General features: G+C 58.2%; 17 protein-coding genes and 1 tRNA gene. 8 read left to right on the forward strand and 10 right to left on the reverse strand.

Annotated elements, in window-relative coordinates; translation table 11 throughout:
• Window positions 1-3 precede the first annotated feature (3 nt).
• Both GS620_RS00815 and GS620_RS00820 read right to left on the reverse strand, forming a co-directional pair.
• Window positions 4-1137 carry a polysaccharide biosynthesis/export family protein gene (locus GS620_RS00815; RefSeq protein ID WP_152457552.1) on the reverse strand — a complete coding sequence of 378 codons (1134 nt, stop codon included), beginning with the start codon at window positions 1135-1137 and terminating at the stop codon, window positions 4-6.
• Window positions 1138-1190: 53 nt separating this feature from the next.
• Window positions 1191-2516, reverse strand: a complete 1326-nt coding sequence (locus GS620_RS00820) for a capsule biosynthesis protein (protein WP_171613622.1) — start codon at window positions 2514-2516, stop codon at window positions 1191-1193.
• 141 nt (window positions 2517-2657) lie between these two features.
• On the opposite strand from GS620_RS00820, the gene GS620_RS00825 reads away from it, so the two are divergent.
• The 5 genes from GS620_RS00825 (at window position 2658) to GS620_RS00845 (ending at window position 5864) form a co-directional block, all read left to right on the forward strand.
• On the forward strand, window positions 2658-3245 hold the full coding sequence (locus tag GS620_RS00825; protein WP_171613625.1) for a riboflavin synthase: 588 nt from the start codon (window positions 2658-2660) through the stop codon (window positions 3243-3245).
• A 99-nt stretch (window positions 3246-3344) separates the two neighbouring features.
• Entirely contained in the window at window positions 3345-4466 is a 1122-nt protein-coding gene (ribB, locus tag GS620_RS00830; protein WP_171328867.1) for a 3,4-dihydroxy-2-butanone-4-phosphate synthase, read from the forward strand.
• 2 nt (window positions 4467-4468) lie between these two features.
• A complete protein-coding gene (locus GS620_RS00835; protein ID WP_171206893.1) occupies window positions 4469-5020 on the forward strand; it encodes a 6,7-dimethyl-8-ribityllumazine synthase in 552 nt (183 codons plus the stop codon).
• On the forward strand, window positions 5017-5499 hold the full coding sequence (gene nusB / locus GS620_RS00840) for a transcription antitermination factor NusB (protein ID WP_171119535.1): 483 nt from the start codon (window positions 5017-5019) through the stop codon (window positions 5497-5499). The genes GS620_RS00835 and nusB overlap by 4 nt, the downstream gene beginning before the upstream one ends.
• A gap of 59 nt (window positions 5500-5558) precedes the next feature.
• Window positions 5559-5864 carry a hypothetical protein gene (locus GS620_RS00845; protein WP_171170548.1) on the forward strand — a complete coding sequence of 102 codons (306 nt, stop codon included), beginning with the start codon at window positions 5559-5561 and terminating at the stop codon, window positions 5862-5864.
• 214 nt (window positions 5865-6078) lie between these two features.
• Here the strand turns inward: GS620_RS00845 and GS620_RS00850 are convergent, their stop codons facing one another.
• Both GS620_RS00850 and GS620_RS00855 read right to left on the reverse strand, forming a co-directional pair.
• Window positions 6079-6504: an SRPBCC domain-containing protein gene (locus tag GS620_RS00850; protein ID WP_171170550.1), complete on the reverse strand. Its 426-nt coding sequence runs from the start codon at window positions 6502-6504 to the stop codon at window positions 6079-6081.
• The gene (locus GS620_RS00855; RefSeq protein ID WP_152457560.1) at window positions 6497-6820 is read right to left on the reverse strand and encodes a helix-turn-helix transcriptional regulator; all 324 of its coding nucleotides are present in this window, start codon (window positions 6818-6820) and stop codon (window positions 6497-6499) included. Before GS620_RS00855 ends, GS620_RS00850 begins: the two co-directional genes overlap by 8 nt.
• A gap of 114 nt (window positions 6821-6934) precedes the next feature.
• Here GS620_RS00855 and GS620_RS00860 point away from each other — a divergent pair, with 114 nt between their 5' ends.
• Complete coding sequence (locus GS620_RS00860) at window positions 6935-7366, forward strand: MmcB family DNA repair protein (RefSeq protein ID WP_152457561.1); 432 nt, start codon at window positions 6935-6937, stop codon at window positions 7364-7366.
• Between the two features lie 2 nt (window positions 7367-7368).
• Here the strand turns inward: GS620_RS00860 and GS620_RS00865 are convergent, their stop codons facing one another.
• On the reverse strand, window positions 7369-7557 hold the full coding sequence (locus GS620_RS00865) for a DUF6324 family protein (protein WP_152457562.1): 189 nt from the start codon (window positions 7555-7557) through the stop codon (window positions 7369-7371).
• Window positions 7558-7634: 77 nt separating this feature from the next.
• On the opposite strand from GS620_RS00865, the gene GS620_RS00870 reads away from it, so the two are divergent.
• Both GS620_RS00870 and GS620_RS00875 read left to right on the forward strand, forming a co-directional pair.
• A complete protein-coding gene (locus GS620_RS00870) occupies window positions 7635-8117 on the forward strand; it encodes a GNAT family N-acetyltransferase (protein ID WP_171119537.1) in 483 nt (160 codons plus the stop codon).
• A gap of 47 nt (window positions 8118-8164) precedes the next feature.
• Window positions 8165-8241, forward strand: a tRNA-His gene (locus GS620_RS00875).
• A gap of 94 nt (window positions 8242-8335) precedes the next feature.
• Here the strand turns inward: GS620_RS00875 and GS620_RS00880 are convergent.
• The 5 genes from GS620_RS00880 to GS620_RS00900 all read right to left on the reverse strand — a co-directional run bounded on the left by GS620_RS00880 (window position 8336) and on the right by GS620_RS00900 (window position 12536).
• Window positions 8336-9142, reverse strand: coding sequence for an ABC transporter permease (locus GS620_RS00880; RefSeq protein WP_152457564.1), 807 nt, complete (start codon window positions 9140-9142; stop codon window positions 8336-8338).
• Complete coding sequence (locus tag GS620_RS00885; RefSeq protein ID WP_171170555.1) at window positions 9139-10026, reverse strand: ABC transporter permease; 888 nt, start codon at window positions 10024-10026, stop codon at window positions 9139-9141. The genes GS620_RS00880 and GS620_RS00885 overlap by 4 nt, the downstream gene beginning before the upstream one ends.
• Before the next feature lie 82 nt (window positions 10027-10108).
• Entirely contained in the window at window positions 10109-10858 is a 750-nt protein-coding gene (locus tag GS620_RS00890; protein ID WP_171170557.1) for a transporter substrate-binding domain-containing protein, read from the reverse strand.
• Window positions 10859-10891: 33 nt separating this feature from the next.
• Entirely contained in the window at window positions 10892-11668 is a 777-nt protein-coding gene (locus tag GS620_RS00895) for an ABC transporter ATP-binding protein (protein WP_152457567.1), read from the reverse strand.
• Between the two features lie 109 nt (window positions 11669-11777).
• Window positions 11778-12536: a phosphate/phosphite/phosphonate ABC transporter substrate-binding protein gene (locus GS620_RS00900; RefSeq protein WP_216597811.1), complete on the reverse strand. Its 759-nt coding sequence runs from the start codon at window positions 12534-12536 to the stop codon at window positions 11778-11780.
• Between the last annotated feature and the right edge of the window lies 1 nt (window position 12537).

Genomic DNA, 12537 nt, shown 5'->3' on the forward strand with positions numbered 1-12537 from the left:
GCATCAGTTGCCGGTCAGCGTGGCGACGTTTGCGATGGGGGTCAGACCACCAGCGATCAGCGAGATCGATTTGCTCCACTGTGCATAGGGTGCTTCGGTCACATAAATCGTATCATCGTCGCGGATCACGAAATCCCGCGCGATGAACAGGCCGTTGGGGGCCGTCAGGTTCAGCAGGTAGATCATGCGTTGATCCCCCTTCAGGTCGGCGCGTCCCGTGATGCTGCGCGCGATGTCCTGACGCTCTTTTCGCAGAATGAAAATGCCGGTTGGATCAGAGGACAGTGTTAGCAGACCACCGACCTGAGCCAGTGCTTCCAAGGCGGTAAGGTCCTGACTGTCAAAGGCCACACGAGACTGACCCCCGGTCGCGCCGAGAGCTATGTATGATCTGCTGTCTTCTTCCACCAAAATGCGGTCGCCGCCACGCAAAGCGACGTCCAGTTTCGGGTTGCGGAACAGATCTTCGTACCAGACGGTGCCCTTTTGATCCCCTCGGATCAGCGTCACCAACGCGATATCCGACGCTACTGAGACCCCGCCCGCCTTGGACAGCATGCCAAGCAGGGAACGGGTTGGGCGTTCGATCGGATAGATGCCGGGGGTTGCGACTGTACCCGTCAGCGAGACGGTGGAACCGTCACCCGCAACACGCCGCACTTCGATCTGTGGGTCGGGTGTCTGTTCCCGCAGCTTGTTCGTAATCAAAACGCGAAGCTGTTCGGGCGTGTTGCCCGCGGCCCGAATCCGACCCGCATAGGGGACGAAAATGAAACCATCGCTGTCGACCTGAACTTCGTCCAGAATGGTCGCCGCACCGGTTTCGCCGGACAGCAACCCGTCGTCCACGTTTTCCCATATGGTCAGGCCCAGCACGTCACCGGGGCGGACAGTGTCGGCGGTCAAGGCCTGGGCGCTGCTGAACGAGGACGAAAAGCCAAACTGAGGCACGGCGGATGCAAGGCGTGTCACGCGGTCATCGACTTCGACGACAAACGCGTTGCCGCCATTCTGGACTGCGCCCGCCAGAATTTCGGTCTTGTTCGGCCCGGATTTCGGAAGTTGGCAGGCCGCCATCAAGCCGATTGCGGCCACAAGGGAAACCCCCCGCATCCATCGCTTAGGAGAGAATTGCACTGCCGGATATCCTCAGTCTTTTGTTGTTGCGGGAAGATTAGCCGGTAAGCAGCTCAACTTCCAGTCACAGGGCGCCCGAATTGCTCGACGATTTTCAACTGTGGCGTCGGTGCCTCGTTCTTGTTCAGAAGGGCCTGATAAGGGTCACTGCTGCTGAGCATCATGTCCACAGCGCGGCGCAGCAACTGCCGCCTGCCGCGCCGGGAATAATACCCGCCCGGAACCTGGCTGGTTTCCAGCAGGAATTGCCGGTAACAGCGATAGGCGTCGACATCCGGCGCGTCTGGTTCGGCAAAAAATGCGGCGATCGACTGCTGTGATACGAAGTCGGTCTTGTCATAAACCGAACGTCCGAAAATATGCAGCGGAATACCCCGCCACAAGACCTGCTGCCCCGCAGTGGAATTCACGGTGACGGCCGAATTTGCCTCATCCAGCAAACGTGCCAGCTTTCCGCCGGGGACATAGTGAACACGGTTCTGCACCCCGTGTTTCATGGCAATCTCCATGGCGCGCTGGTGCAATGGTTCACGGTGGTTTTCCAAAGGGTGCTCTTTCACAACCAGCCTGTGATGCGCCGGTGCGCCTTGCGCGAATCCTGCGATGACCAGTTCCAGAAAATCGGACATGCAGGAGAATTCGGAATGGGCCTGAACCGAACTGTCATGCCCCAGTTGCAGCAGCACGAGGTGATAGGGGAAGCCCCCCCATCTGACGCGCGCCGTGGCAATGCTGCGTTGCAGGCGATGAACAGGCATCAGCATCAGGCGTTTGAAATACAACCGGAATTCCTGTGAAACCGACAGATCACGATGAGGCCGGAAATTGCGGTATCTCTTGTTCAGGAACATGACGAACCAATGATAGAGGGCACCGTAGAATATGTGTTGCCGCATATCCCCCCAATGCGATGGTGGCGGGGGCGTTTTGCTGTCCGACCGGGCCAGAGCCTGCCGCATCTGGTCGACATTCAGTGACATCAGGCGCGAGTGCCCGTTTGACCCGTTCCGCTCGTACGTAACCCACCAAGGCCGCAGGTAGCCTTCTTCGAAAACGTGAATTGTCAGCCCTTGAGACTTCGCAATCTCAACTGCGCGGGCGTGGACCGGTCTCGTGTCGCCATAAAGAACGATATCCGTGACGCCCTTGTCGGCAATCAACCTGTTCAATGTCTCGGGCCAATCGTCGGGCCTGTTCCGGAATGCGATGAAACTTGCCTTGTCGAACCAGAACGCCTGATCCCCCGCATTGAACCCAACCCGCCAGACCTGTGCCCCCGTGGCACGCAACATCCGCCCGAGTGTCGAGAAAAACGGCCCGTGAGGTCCCTGAAGAAACAGGAAGACCCGTTTGTCTGAGCCTGAAGGCATTTGCGGCATCTGGACGGCTCTTTTGGTATTTGTTGCCGAAACTATGCCCGTTTGGGTCTTGTACGGCAAGGCGGGGCTTGCCCGCGCGGCCCATTGGGCTTACCTCGACGGTGAATAGCAGGCACAGGTTAGGAACTGAGGGTTAACGGAATGTTCACAGGGATCGTCACCGACATCGGCACCGTCACCGAGCTGGAACAGCAGGGGGATCTGCGCGCACGGATCAAGACGGCCTATGACACGGCCGGTATCGATATCGGAGCCTCGATTGCCAGTGATGGTGTGTGCCTGACGGTGATCGCGCTGGGCGACGATTGGTATGATGTTCAGATCAGCGCCGAGACGGTTTCGAAGACCAACCTTGATACATGGGCCGTCGGCAAGCGTGTCAATCTGGAACGTGCGCTGAAAGTCGGCGATGAACTGGGCGGTCACATTGTTTCGGGTCATGTGGATGGCGTGGCCGAAGTGGTCGCGGTCGAGGATGAAGGCGACAGCACGCGTGTCACCTTGCGCGCACCGAAGGAACTGGCCCGGTTCATAGCGCCCAAAGGGTCGGTTGCGCTGAACGGGACATCGCTGACGGTGAATGACGTGAGTGATTGCGAGTTTAGCATCAATTTCATCCCTCACACCAAGGAAGTCACGACCTGGGGCGATGTCAGTGTGGACGATCGCGTCAATCTTGAGATCGATACGCTGGCCCGGTACGTCGCGCGCCTGTCCGAGATGTCCTGATACGTCGCGTCGGAAAGCACCTGCGCCGTTTGTGGACTGGTCTTTGCGCCCTCAGTGGTCTATTCCGCCGAGCAAACCTGCCATGTGAAAGGCTGCCCCATGAGCTTTGAAACCCCCGGACCGGTCGAGGCCCAGTTGCGTGACGCGATCAGCCCGATCGAAGAAATCATCGAAGAAGCGCGCGCAGGCCGGATGTACATTCTGGTCGATCACGAAGATCGTGAAAACGAAGGCGATCTGGTGATTCCGGCCGAGTTTGCGGATGCCGAGGCGATCAACTTCATGGCCACCCACGGGCGCGGTCTGATCTGTTTGCCGATGACGGCGGAACGGATAGATGCGCTGGGGCTGCCGATGATGGCCGTGAACAACTCGTCCCGGCACGAGACGGCTTTCACCGTATCGATTGAGGCGCGCGAAGGTGTCAGCACCGGGATTTCAGCCGCCGACCGGGCGCTGACCGTGGCGACCGCAATAAATGAACAGAATACGATGGCGCATATCGCCACCCCAGGCCATGTCTTTCCGTTGCGGGCAAAGCGGGGCGGGGTGCTGGTGCGCGCAGGCCATACCGAGGCCGCCGTGGATATCTCGCGCCTTGCCGGGCTAAACCCGTCAGGCGTGATCTGCGAGATCATGAATGCAGACGGAACCATGGCGCGCCTGCCGGATCTGGTCGAGTTCGCCAAAAAGCACAACATGAAAATCGGCACGATCAGCGATCTGATCAGCTATCGGTCGCGCAATGACAATCTGGTTGTCGAGACTTCTCGTCAAACAGTCACCTCGGAATACGGCGGTGAGTGGGAAATGCGGATTTTCACCGATCAGACCCACGGCATTGAACATGTTGTCATGATCAAAGGCGACATCACCACGCCTGAGCCCGTTCTGACGCGCACGCACGCCCTGCACGAAGCGCCGGATATCCTGGGGCTTGGCCCGAAATCATCGCGCGAGTTGCCGCGCGCGATGGAAAAGATCGCCGAAGAGGGCCGCGGAGTGGTCTGCCTGTTCCGCCAGCCGCGCAACTCGTTGTATGCGGTCGAGGATGAAGGCCCGCGCACCATCAAGCAAACCGGTCTGGGGGCGCAGATCCTGTCCAAGATGGGGATTCAGGAACTGGTGCTTCTGACCGACTCTCCTGAAACGGTGTATCTTGGGCTGGACGCGTTTGGCCTGTCCATCGTCGGCACCCGCTCGATTCTGAAGGAAGACTGAACATGGCTGAACAAGACAAACACGGAATTCTGCCGACACCCAGCTTCGACAAGCCGGTGAAACTGCTGATCGTGGCCGCTCCGTTCTACCGCTCGATCGCCGACAACCTGATTGCGGGTGCCACGGCCGAGATCGAAGCGGCTGGCGGCACCTGCGAAGTGGTCGAAGTGCCCGGCGCGCTGGAAATTCCCACGGCCATCGCCATGGCCGACCGACAGTGCAACTTTGACGGCTATGTCGCGCTTGGCTGCGTCATCCGCGGTGAGACCACGCATTACGAAACCGTCTGCAACGACTCCAGCCGCGCGATCCAGCTGCTGGGCCTACAGGGGCTGTGCATCGGCAACGGCATCCTGACGGTCGAGAATGACGAGCAGGCCGAAGTCCGCGCCAACCCCGAAAAGATGAATAAAGGGGGCGGCGCGGCCGCTGCGGCCTTGCATCTGATCGCGCTCAGCCGTAAGTGGGGCGCTTCGAAAAAGGGCGTCGGATTCAAGCCGCCGTCCGAGTCCATCCTGGTGGCGGGCGACAGCAACGGATCAACGACAGCATGACCCAGACAGACACGCCGAAACCGGCAAACCGGAAACGCCTGATGAAATCCGCAGCGCGGCTTTATGCCGTGCAGGCGCTGTTCCAGATGGAACAGTCGGGCCAGACGACCGAGCAGGTGGTCAACGAGTTTCTGGACCACCGGTTCGGCGCGGTCTACGAGGGCGACGAGATGCTCGAGGGCGACAGCACGCTGTTCCGCAAGCTGGTGGATGACGCGGTGAACTATCAGGCGCCGATCGACCAGATGACCGACCGCGCGCTGGTGGCGAAATGGCCGATCGCGCGCATCGACCCGACCCTGCGCGCGCTGTTTCGCGCGGCGGGTGCGGAACTGACCCAAAGCGGCACACCGCCCAAGGTGGTGATCACCGAGTTTGTCGATGTGGCACGTGCATTTTTCCCTGAGGGTAAGGAACCAAAATTCGTCAATGCCGTGCTGGATCACATGGCGCGCGAGGCCCAGCCCGAGGCGTTCTGACACGTTTACCTGAACCAGACATGCGCTAGCATTGTTTTCGAAGCGCAAGGAGGTTCGCCATGCCCAAACTGATCCGCCTGTATATCACGCAAGTCGCCTGGGGTTTTGTCATTTCGGCCGTGTTTGTCGGGGTGCTCTTGGCGCTGAACGTCGCGAACCTTCGGCATCTGATCACCGGGTCGGAAATCGGCCTGATAGCGTTGGTGATGATCTGGTTCATGAACGGCATCGTCTTTGCCGGCGTTCAGTTCGCGTACAAGATCATGAGCATGGCGGAAAAGCCGCAGGGGCCGCGTCGGGGAACACCGGTCGCACACAGCTTCGAGCCGGCAACCGTGAAACAGGAAGCCCACGCAGGGCGCTGATATTTCAGGGAAAGTGCGGCGGGACCACCAGTCAACCGTGCGGTTTGATTCCCGAGGACCTGTATGTACAGGTGGGCGCCGGGTAATCAGGCCAGGACCTGAACAGAGCCAGCCCCCTCGGAATTGCTTAAGGCCACCAGAATGCTACCTGTCACAAGAAGGGCAGAACCCGCCACGCGCTTAAGTAGGGTGTCTGACGGGTTCGCGCAAGAGGTCAGGCGTCAACAGTTTCGTGCAATGCCACACGCAACTTGCCGAAATGTTCATCCCATCCTTTGTCCAGGGCCAGGATCAGATCAAATGCTGCGACGCCTTGCGGCAATCCTTCGTGCACAAGCTCAAGACGTGTGCCGCCCGAGACCGGCTCCAATGTCCATTTGACCACGCTGACAGCGTCTCCCATCGGTTTGACGGTGAAGGTGTGTTCAAGATATTTTGGGGGGCGGGCGACACGGACCTCTCCCCAGATCAGCAAGTCGCCGCTTGTCGTGCCGAACATCTCAAGCTTCTGACCTTCTGCCAGTGTTCTTTCAGGTTTGTGGAACCATTCCGCCAAATGCTCAGGTTCCGTCAGATATGCCCAAACGGTTTCCGGTTCCGCCCTGAGGAAAATCGATTTCTTCAATACGGCATCAGTCATTTTGTTTCCTTTCAATGGCTTCCTTGAGAGAGTTGAGGCGATCGTCCCAGAACTGGTCAAAATAGCTGAGCCAGTCGAGCACCGGGGCCATACCCTGTGGTTCAAGTCGATTGATGCGTTCCCGGCCGCGCGCTTCGACTGTGATCAACCCACCGTCGGACAGAATCGTCAGGTGTTTTTTGACCGCAGCGCGGGTCATGTCGAACCGGTCCGTCAACTGCCCGATCGTCATGTCCTGTGACGAGAGCAGTCGCACGATGTTCCGGCGTGTGGGATCGGCCAGCGCGCGAAACGCGTTTTGAGTTTGGTTCTCCATAAGCAACCCCAGAAATAGTACCTTTTGGCGTCATATGAATGTAATACCAAAAGGTACTATGTCAAGACGCAAAGGCGCTTTACTTTTGTTCGCTAATTGTTCACATTTTCAGCTATGACTTTGGATCTGCAACCTGGACAGAGACTGGCACGTGGCGTCGCGCGGCATCTTGCGGCCCATGGCTTTGTTTCTGTGGAGGAATTCGTGCCTGCGCGCGGGTTGCGCGTTGACGTGATGGGGCTGGGGCCAAAGGGTGAGTTGTGGGTGATTGAATGCAAATCCAGCCGTGCCGATTATCAGTCGGATTCGAAATGGCAGGGCTATTTGGAATGGTGTGACCGATTCTTTTGGGCCGTCGACACGGAATTCCCGACCGATCTGTTGCCTGATGAAACAGGCCTGATCATCGCCGATGCCTATGATGCGGAAATCGTGCGCATGGCGCCCGAGGACAAAATCGCACCGGCGCGGCGCAAGAAGATGATCCAGAAATTTGCAACGGATGCCGCGCGCCGTTTGCACGCGCTTCGGGATCCCAGGCTGTAAGGTCAACCTTTGACGGCAAGGGCGGCTTGTACCGCAGCACGAATTTCGTCGGCGATTTCTTCTGCTTCTTCCGGGTCAAAATCCATCGGTATTTCGATGCCGTCAGCTTCGATGAACAGGCGGACCATACCCTGATCGGTCGGACCGATTTGCAGGTTTGCCTGAATGTCGCGTTCGGTATTGATGCCCATCTGTGCCTCCGAGACTGAGCGTTCCTGCTAGCGCGCACGGGGTTGAGAATCAAGTCACCTTTGCGGTCAGATGAGATATGGAAGACGCCGTTCTCAGACCCTTTAACCCCGATGACGCCGCGTGGCTGGTTGAACAGCACGGTCTGCTTTATGCGCGCGACGAAGGGTTTGATGACAGCTTTGCGCCCCTAGTGGCCAGCATCCTTGACGACTTCATGGCCAACAGTGACCCCAAGCTTGAAAGAGGCTGGATCGCCGAGCAGGACGGGCAGCGTCTGGGCAGTATTTTCTGCGTTGCTGTTGACCGGAATACCGCCAAGTTGCGGCTGTTTCTGCTTGTCCCGAAAGCACGAGGGCAGGGGCTGGGAAAGCGCCTGCTGCAAGCATGTACTGCCTTCGCACGCGGGGCAGGATACAAAGAAATGGTTCTGTGGACGCACGAAAGCCATACCGCCGCCTGCGCACTTTACAAGGCGTCCGGCTGGGAATTAACAGACAGCAAAGCGGTGCATTCCTTCGGTGTCGATCTTGTCGAACAAAGCTGGAAAATTCGGCTTTAATGCTCTTGCATTCCGCGGGCGTGTTCGGTACATCGCCCCTCACGAGTGCCGCCTTAGCTCAGTTGGTTAGAGCGCTGGATTGTGGATCCAGAGGTCCCCTGTTCAAGCCAGGGAGGCGGTACCACTTCTCCCCTTTTGAATGTGCTGTAAAGCGCGCGGGCGCGCGGTGATTGGCGTTGATTTGATTTGGTGTCCAGACGTGACTGGCGCGCCGAAACTCAGCGCGCCAGGTTCAGTTTGAACCGCATCTTGGCCCGTTTTGCGACCGGCAGGTGCCGGTTCAGGCGTTTATTGATCAGGCCAAAGCCCCCGACAATCACCAGCGTCAGCAGGATGAAATAGAACGCCAGTATCGGGTATGGGATGAACGGGTTGAACGTCTTGTCCGCAAAGTAACTGGCGTAATACAGGGCGTCTCCGCGTTGCTGCCATGCCGGAAAGGCTGAAAAGAAGACCAGCGTTGTTGCGTGGAAAAGAAAGATTGCTTCGTTTGTGTAGGCAGGCCAGGCAAGACGCAACATGGTGGGCCAGACGATCCGGCGAAAACGGGCCCAGCCTGACATGCCATAGGCATCTGCGGCTTCAATATCGCCCTTGGGAATGGACCTTAGCGCTCCGTAAAAGATCTCGCCTGAATAGGCGGCAGTGTTGAGGAACAGCACGATCAGCGCCCCCAGCCAGGCCGAGGTGAAGGCGTCGAACATCGGGTTGGATTTCTTCAGCGACAAGAACAGGAAATAGGCGAAGAAAAACTGGATAAACAAGGGCGAGCCGCGAAACAGGAAAATGAACCATTCCGAAGGCTTGCGAAGCCATTTGTTTGCTGACGCCTTGCCGACGGCCAGGGCCGTGGCCAGAAAGAAGCCGGTCGCCAGCGCCATGATCCCGAAATAGACATTCCAGATCATCCCCGACCCGATCAGCGTGAACTGTTCGCACAGGGTGAAGTCACTTTTGGGCAGTAGCCGCTCGCCGATACCCAGGGACCGCAGGCCGTAATCTTGAATCGTCTGCAAGCAGCTCATGCCGTGGTCTCCTTGCGCAGAAGCTCGCCGCCGGACGTGGCCTGCCCGTGGGACAGTTTCCGCATCAGCTTTTCAAGCCCAAGTTCAGATACGCGCGTCATGCCGAGGTAGAACACAAGCAGGAACAGGAAGTACCACATGCGCCAGTCGCCATGCGGATACTGAGTGAACTTGGACGTCTTGGTGCCGCCAAGTTCGCGGGCCCAATAAACGATGTCTTCGATCCCCAGCAGGAACAGCAGCGGAGTGGCCTTGATGAGAACCATCCAAAGATTCGACAGGCCGGGCAGGGCATAGACCCACATCTGCGGCACAAGGATGCGCCAGAAGGTCTGACGACGGGACATGCCATATGCTTCGGCAGTTTCAAGCTGCGCGTGGGGCACGGCGCGCATTCCACCAAACAAAACGTTTGCCGCAAACGCCCCGAAAACAATTGAGAAGGTAACGACGGCCAGGAAAAAGCCGTAGGTTTCATGCACCCATTCCGGTGCGGTCCCCAATGGCAGCTTGGCCGCCTGACAGACGATAAAGTCATTTCCCTGCCGGATCGGGTCGGTCCATTCGGGGCACAATATCTTGTGCCGCGTCCATTCGAATGCCTGATCCAAGGCTATCACGAAAAACAGGAAGAAAGCGATGTCCGGAACACCACGCACGATGGCAATATACCCTTTGCCCAGCCAGCTCAGCGGCGGGAAATGTGATCGGGCGGCCATTGCGCCAACAAAACCAAACGCCAATGCGACCGGCGCGGTCACCGCCAGCAATCCCAACACCTTGAGGAACGACAGGTAGAAGGACCAGTGCACGCCGTTGGTCAGGTAGCAGGAGAACCAGCGGAACGTTCCAAGCGTGTCAGGGTCAGCGCAATAGGAAAACATGAAGCGTCTTTCGAGCGTCGTACCCGGTTATTCCACCGGGCAGGGTTCGGCGCGATGGACGCGCCGAACCGCTTGATACGGATTAGTTTGTAACGACCGAACCGTCAGCGTTGTAGGTCGGAACGCCTTCGCCGAACCACTTGATGATCAGTTCGTTCAACGAACCGTCCGCTTTCATTGAGGTGATCGCCTCGTCGAACTTTCCGCGCAGTTCGCCATCCGACTCACGGATGCCCAGCCCGATGCCACCGCCCAGCGGAACGTCATCACCCACGAAGACCAGCTCTCCGGCGGATTCCTCAACGATCGGCACCAGGAAGTCCTTGTCGGCAAACACGGCATCGGCTTCACCGTTGCGGACGGCTGCGATGGTTTCTTCCGGAGTTGCAAACTCGACCAGAGTCGCGCCCGACTCGGCTACGTGGCCTGCCTGAATGGTGGCGGTCTGTGCGGCAACGACGCCGGTGGTGACATCAACATCCGCAGACGCACCGACATAGGCCGAGGCCGCAGGCGGGAAGTAGTTCTGGGTGAAGTCGATGACTTCGTCACGTTCGTCGGTGATCGACATACCCGCGATGATGGTGTCGTAGTTGCCCGAGACCAGGTTCGGAATGATCGAATCCCAGTCGTTCTTGACCCATTCACATTCCAGGTTTGCGCGCTTGCACAGTTCGTCGCCGACTTCACGCTCAAAGCCGTCGATTTCGCCCGCATCATTGATGAAGTTGTACGGAGGGTAGGCGCCCTCGGTTCCCATGCGGACCGTGTCGGCCATGGCGATACCGGCGGTCAGCGCCAGTGCGGCAGTGGACAGAATCAGATTTTTCATTGGTTGCTCCCCAGTTTGGTTCTGTTTTTGAAGTTAAGCCGCCTGAGTGGCGGAGAGAAAACCCCGAAGCCGTTCGGATTCAGGAGATGTGAAGATATCTTCGGGCGTGCCTTCTTCCTCGATCAGGCCCTGGTGCAGGAACACCACGTGGCTTGAAATGTCGGCGGCCATTTTCATGTCATGCGTCACGATGATCATGGTACGCCCTTCGGCGGCCAAGTCCTTGATCACCTTGATCACTTCCTGTTCCAGTTCAGGGTCCAAAGCCGAAGTCGGTTCATCAAACAGCAGGGCTTCGGGTTCCATGCACAGGCCGCGGGCGATGGCGGCGCGCTGTTGCTGCCCGCCGGACAATTGCGCCGGATAGGCGTCGCATTTGTCGCCGATGCCAACCTTATCCAGATACTTGCGCGCGCTCTCTTCCACCTCGGCCCTGTCGCGCCCCAGAACGGTCACGGGGGCTTCCATCACATTTTGCAGGATGGTCATATGCGCCCAAAGATTGAACTGTTGAAACACCATCGACAGGTTGGTGCGTATGCGCAGAACCTGTTTGGAGTCGGCGGGGCGGCGCCCGTGGCTTTCCCCGGACCATTTCACAGGCTCACCCTTGAAAAGGATTTCTCCTTGCTGGCTGTCTTCCAGAAGATTGCAGCATCGCAGAAGCGTCGACTTGCCGGACCCGGACGACCCAATCAGTGATACCACGTCACCGCGATGTGCCGTGATATCGACCCCCTTCAACACTTCAAGATTTCCGAAGCTTTTGTGAAGGTCTTTGATTTCGATAACGGGTGCAGTTTCTGTCACGGGCAGTCCAGTGGTTGGTGGTGTTGGTCCGGTACTAGGACCGAAAAAAAAGGTCAATGCAATGTGCAAATGACAGAATCAAGCGGAGAAACACCCAAATTGGCCAAAATCAGTCGACAAATTGGGCAGTTGTTGATCCGCCGTCTTTGGGGGGCGCCGGAGTGGGGACAGCCAAGTAGTGCGCCGCAGGAATATCGATCAACCCGCGTATATGCAGCAATCGTTGATCGTCGTCGCAAAGCTGGTCAATCGCGGCCCGAACAGCGCCTGCAACGACCTGCGGATTCTGACCCATCGATGTGATGTAGGGCAGGGTCGGAGTCGGAGTCGTTCTTGCCAGTTCGCGCAGTTTGGTCCCCAAATTGCTATGTTGTTGCAGCATCAGCCACGTCAGCATGTCCAGTGCGGCAAAGTCCGCTTTGCCATCTGCGACGGCTTGGGCAGACAGCGCATGCCCGCCGGTTTCCAACAGTCCGGCGGGGTGCAGGTTTGCTTGGGTCATATGTGTGATCGGGGCTGCCCAGCCGGATTGGGACAGGCTCTCATTATACGCGAACACGCCTGTGCTCAGCCCCGCCAGATCCCGGTCGTCGTCATTCCGAGACACAAAGACCGAGCAATAGTATCCGGGGGGACATCCGGGCAGGCCATAGTCCGGGGTGCCAACCAGTTGCACGTGACCATGCAATCGGGTTCGAAACGGCATGCCACAGGTTTGTGCCAGAATCAGTTTTGGGTCCCGCCAGACCGTCCACACGTCTTTGTCGCGGGTAAGGTGTTCCGGGCCTGATCCAAGTTGGGCGCGAATCAGGTTCCAGAACCTGTCATTGGCGGCTTGCAGGGCAGGCATGTCATACATGCCCAGCATG

This window comes from Ruegeria sp. HKCCD6428, assembly GCF_013110595.1.
In the GTDB taxonomy this organism is placed as follows: Bacteria; Pseudomonadota; Alphaproteobacteria; order Rhodobacterales; family Rhodobacteraceae; genus Ruegeria.

Coding starts and splice junctions, on each gene's coding strand:
- GS620_RS00820 (WP_171613622.1), bottom strand. CDS start 2,516: ATGCCGCAAATGCCTTCAGGCTCAGACAAACGGGTCTTCCTGTTTCTT.
- GS620_RS00825 (WP_171613625.1), top strand. CDS start 2,658: ATGTTCACAGGGATCGTCACCGACATCGGCACCGTCACCGAGCTGGAA.
- ribB (WP_171328867.1), top strand. CDS start 3,345: ATGAGCTTTGAAACCCCCGGACCGGTCGAGGCCCAGTTGCGTGACGCG.
- GS620_RS00835 (WP_171206893.1), top strand. CDS start 4,469: ATGGCTGAACAAGACAAACACGGAATTCTGCCGACACCCAGCTTCGAC.
- nusB (WP_171119535.1), top strand. CDS start 5,017: ATGACCCAGACAGACACGCCGAAACCGGCAAACCGGAAACGCCTGATG.
- GS620_RS00845 (WP_171170548.1), top strand. CDS start 5,559: ATGCCCAAACTGATCCGCCTGTATATCACGCAAGTCGCCTGGGGTTTT.
- GS620_RS00850 (WP_171170550.1), bottom strand. CDS start 6,504: ATGACTGATGCCGTATTGAAGAAATCGATTTTCCTCAGGGCGGAACCG.
- GS620_RS00855 (WP_152457560.1), bottom strand. CDS start 6,820: ATGGAGAACCAAACTCAAAACGCGTTTCGCGCGCTGGCCGATCCCACA.
- GS620_RS00860 (WP_152457561.1), top strand. CDS start 6,935: ATGACTTTGGATCTGCAACCTGGACAGAGACTGGCACGTGGCGTCGCG.
- GS620_RS00865 (WP_152457562.1), bottom strand. CDS start 7,557: ATGGGCATCAATACCGAACGCGACATTCAGGCAAACCTGCAAATCGGT.
- GS620_RS00870 (WP_171119537.1), top strand. CDS start 7,635: ATGGAAGACGCCGTTCTCAGACCCTTTAACCCCGATGACGCCGCGTGG.
- GS620_RS00880 (WP_152457564.1), bottom strand. CDS start 9,142: ATGAGCTGCTTGCAGACGATTCAAGATTACGGCCTGCGGTCCCTGGGT.
- GS620_RS00885 (WP_171170555.1), bottom strand. CDS start 10,026: ATGTTTTCCTATTGCGCTGACCCTGACACGCTTGGAACGTTCCGCTGG.
- GS620_RS00890 (WP_171170557.1), bottom strand. CDS start 10,858: ATGAAAAATCTGATTCTGTCCACTGCCGCACTGGCGCTGACCGCCGGT.
- GS620_RS00900 (WP_216597811.1), bottom strand. CDS start 12,536: ATGCTGGGCATGTATGACATGCCTGCCCTGCAAGCCGCCAATGACAGG.